The organism is Bacteroides sp. MSK.20.12, from assembly GCF_019052435.1.
In the GTDB taxonomy this organism is placed as follows: Bacteria; Bacteroidota; Bacteroidia; order Bacteroidales; family Bacteroidaceae; genus Bacteroides; species Bacteroides xylanisolvens.
Window position 1 is genome coordinate 1 of sequence record NZ_JAHQVH010000087.1, and the last position, 3115, is coordinate 3115.

Sequence of the window (3115 nt, forward strand, 5' to 3'; positions counted from 1 at the left end):
GTAACCTGACTTTTGAACCCAGTGTCAACATCGCCACCCCTTTAAATTACCGTCTCGGTCCGGGTGACGAAGTGATTATTGACATTTGGGGAGCCAGTCAGAACACTATCCGCCAACAGATTTCTCCTGATGGCACTATCAACATTCAGAAAATAGGTCCCGTTAACCTGAATGGCCTGACTATTTCTGAAGCCAATGACTATCTCAAAAAAACATTAAACAAGATCTATAATGGTCTCAATAATGCGGATGATCCCACTTCTGACATCCGTTTGACTTTGGGCAGCATCCGTACTATTCAGATTAATGTAATGGGTGAAGTAGTCCAGCCGGGTACTTACTCTCTATCATCCTTTTCTACTGTGTTCCATGCGCTTTACCGTGCCGGTGGAGTCAGTGACATAGGAAGCCTTCGCAATGTTCAGCTGGTACGTAACGGTAAGAACATCGCCACAATCGATGTCTACCAATTTATCATGAAAGGCAACATTCAGGATGACATCCGTCTTCAGGAGGGCGATGTAGTAATAGTCCCTGCCTATGACGTATTGGTTAAGATCGACGGAAAAGTGAAACGTCCGATGCGTTTCGAAATGAAGAAGGACGAAAATTTATCTACTCTAATCAGTTATGCTGGTGGGTTTGAGGCCGACGCCTACACCCGTTCTTTGCGTGTCGTACGCCAAAACGGACAGGAGTATGAAGTAAACACAGTCAAAGACCTTGATTATAGTGTCTATAAAATGCGGAATGGTGATGTTGTGACTGCCGAGGCTATCCTTAACCGCTTCACTAATAAGCTTGAAATCCGTGGTGCCGTTTACCGTCCCGGTATCTACCAGCTAAACGGTAAACTGAATACCGTTCGCGAATTGGTGAACGAAGCCCAAGGCTTGACTGGTGATGCTTTCTTGAACCGTGCTGTCCTTTATCGTCAGCGTGAGGACCTTACTACTGAAGTTATCCCTGTTGACATTAAAGCCATTATGGATGGTACTTCCCAAAATATCATCCTGGCGAAAAACGATATTCTTTATATTCCCAGTATCCATGATTTGGAAGATAGAGGTGATGTTGTAATCCACGGCGAAGTGGCCAAACCGGATTCCTATCCTTATGCTGACAACATGACTCTTGAAGACTTGATCATTCAGGCCGGAGGCTTGCGTGAAGCCGCTTCTGTTGTTCGTGTGGATGTATCGCGCAGAATCAGGAATCCCCATAGTACAGTGGATAATGATACTATCGGTCGGACGTATACTTTCTCCCTGAAAGAAGGTTTTGTTGTTGACGGCACACCGGGTTTTGTGCTTCAACCTTATGATGAGGTTTATGTTCGCCGCAGTCCGGGTTACCAGGCTCAACAGAATGTAGTTGTTGAAGGTGAAATCCTGTTCGAAGGTTCATACGCCATGACCAGTCGTGAGGAACGTCTTTCAGACTTGATCAATAAAGCGGGAGGTACTACGAATTATGCTTACCTACGCGGTGCCAAGTTGACTCGTGTCGCTACTGAGGGTGAGAAGAAACGTATGGGAGATGTGATCCGTTTGATGAGTCGACAGCTAGGAGAAGCTATGATGGATTCTTTGGATATTCATGTGGAAGATCATTTTACAGTCGGCATTGACTTGGAAAAAGCTATAGCTAATCCTGGCAGTGCATCAGATCTGGTTCTTCGTGAAGGTGATGTGGTTTTTATTCCGAAGAATACTAATACGGTAACAATTAACGGTGCTGTCATGGTTCCTAATACCGTTTCTTATATAGCTGGTAAGAATATCGATTATTACTTGAATCAGGCCGGTGGTTATTCTGATAATGCAAAGAAGAGTAAGAAGTTCATTGTTTATATGAATGGTCAGGTAACTAAGGTAAAAGGTAGTGGTAAGAAACAAATCGAGCCTGGTTGTGAGATCATTGTTCCTAGTAAATCAAAGAAGCGTACTAATATGGGGGAAATTTTAGGATATGCCACTTCTTTCAGTTCCTTGGGTATGATGATTGCCTCTATTGCTAATTTAATCAAGAAATAACGAATACCTTTATTTATGTCTACTTTGATGGAACAAACATCTGAAAAGGAAACAAAACAGTTGCATAATAATCACCATGATGAGGAGATCGAAATCGATTTGATGGATCTTCTTCGTAAGGTTATAGGTATTCGTAAGAAGATCTATAAAGCTGCCGGTATTGGACTGATAATTGGGATTATTGTTGCAATAAGCATTCCTAAGCAGTATACGGTTGAAGTTACCCTTTCTCCGGAAATGGGTAATAACAAAGGTGGTGGTTTATCAGGTTTGGCTGCTTCCTTTTTAGGAAGTGGAGTTACTATGGGAGATGGTACTGATGCCTTAAATGCTTCCTTATCTGCTGATATTGTTTCTTCTACTCCTTTTTTACTGGAGCTTTCTGCAATGGAGATACCGGTAACAAAGAATAAAGTCATGTCATTGAACACTTATTTAGATGAAGAAACATCTCCCTGGTGGAGTTATGTAATCGGGTTTCCAGGCATGGTAATTGGTGGAGTAAAGTCCTTGTTTACTGAGGAAGATGAAATTACATTTGATAAAACAAGTCAGGGTATAATTGAGCTTTCAAAGAAGGAAACGGAAAAAATTGAAACTCTAAAGGAAAAGATCACTGCTTCTGTGGATAAGAAAACCTCAATGACTTCCGTTACTGCAACTTTTCAGGATTCTAAAGTTGCTGCAGTCGTAGCTGATTCTGTGGTAAAAAAGTTGCAGGAATATATCATAGACTATCGTACCTCCAAATCTAAAGAGGATTGTCTCTATTTGGGGAAATTATTTAAAGAACGTCAGCAGGAATATTACGAAGCGCAGAAGAAATATGCCGATTATCAGGATTCTCATGATAACCTGATTTTGCAGAGTGTTCGTGCCGAACAGGAACGTTTGCAGAATGATATGAACCTTGCTTACCAGGTATACAGCCAAGTTGCTAGTCAACTTCAGGTCGCCAGAGCTAAAGTTCAGGAGGAGAAACCTGTATTTGCTGTTGTAGAACCTGCTGTTGTCCCCTTGGAACCTTCGGGAACCAGTAGAAAGGTATATGTTTTAGCTTTTATTTTCCTATCAGTTTG

2 protein-coding genes are annotated in these 3115 nt (G+C 41.9%); both read left to right on the forward strand.

Annotated elements, in window-relative coordinates; translation table 11 throughout:
• Window positions 1–2036 (forward strand): SLBB domain-containing protein (locus KTR06_RS24170; protein ID WP_217290883.1); only part of this gene is annotated, 2036 nt, incomplete at its 5' end.
• A gap of 15 nt (window positions 2037–2051) precedes the next feature.
• The coding region (locus KTR06_RS24175) for a chain-length determining protein (RefSeq protein WP_217290884.1) at window positions 2052–3115 on the forward strand (1064 nt) is incomplete at its 3' end.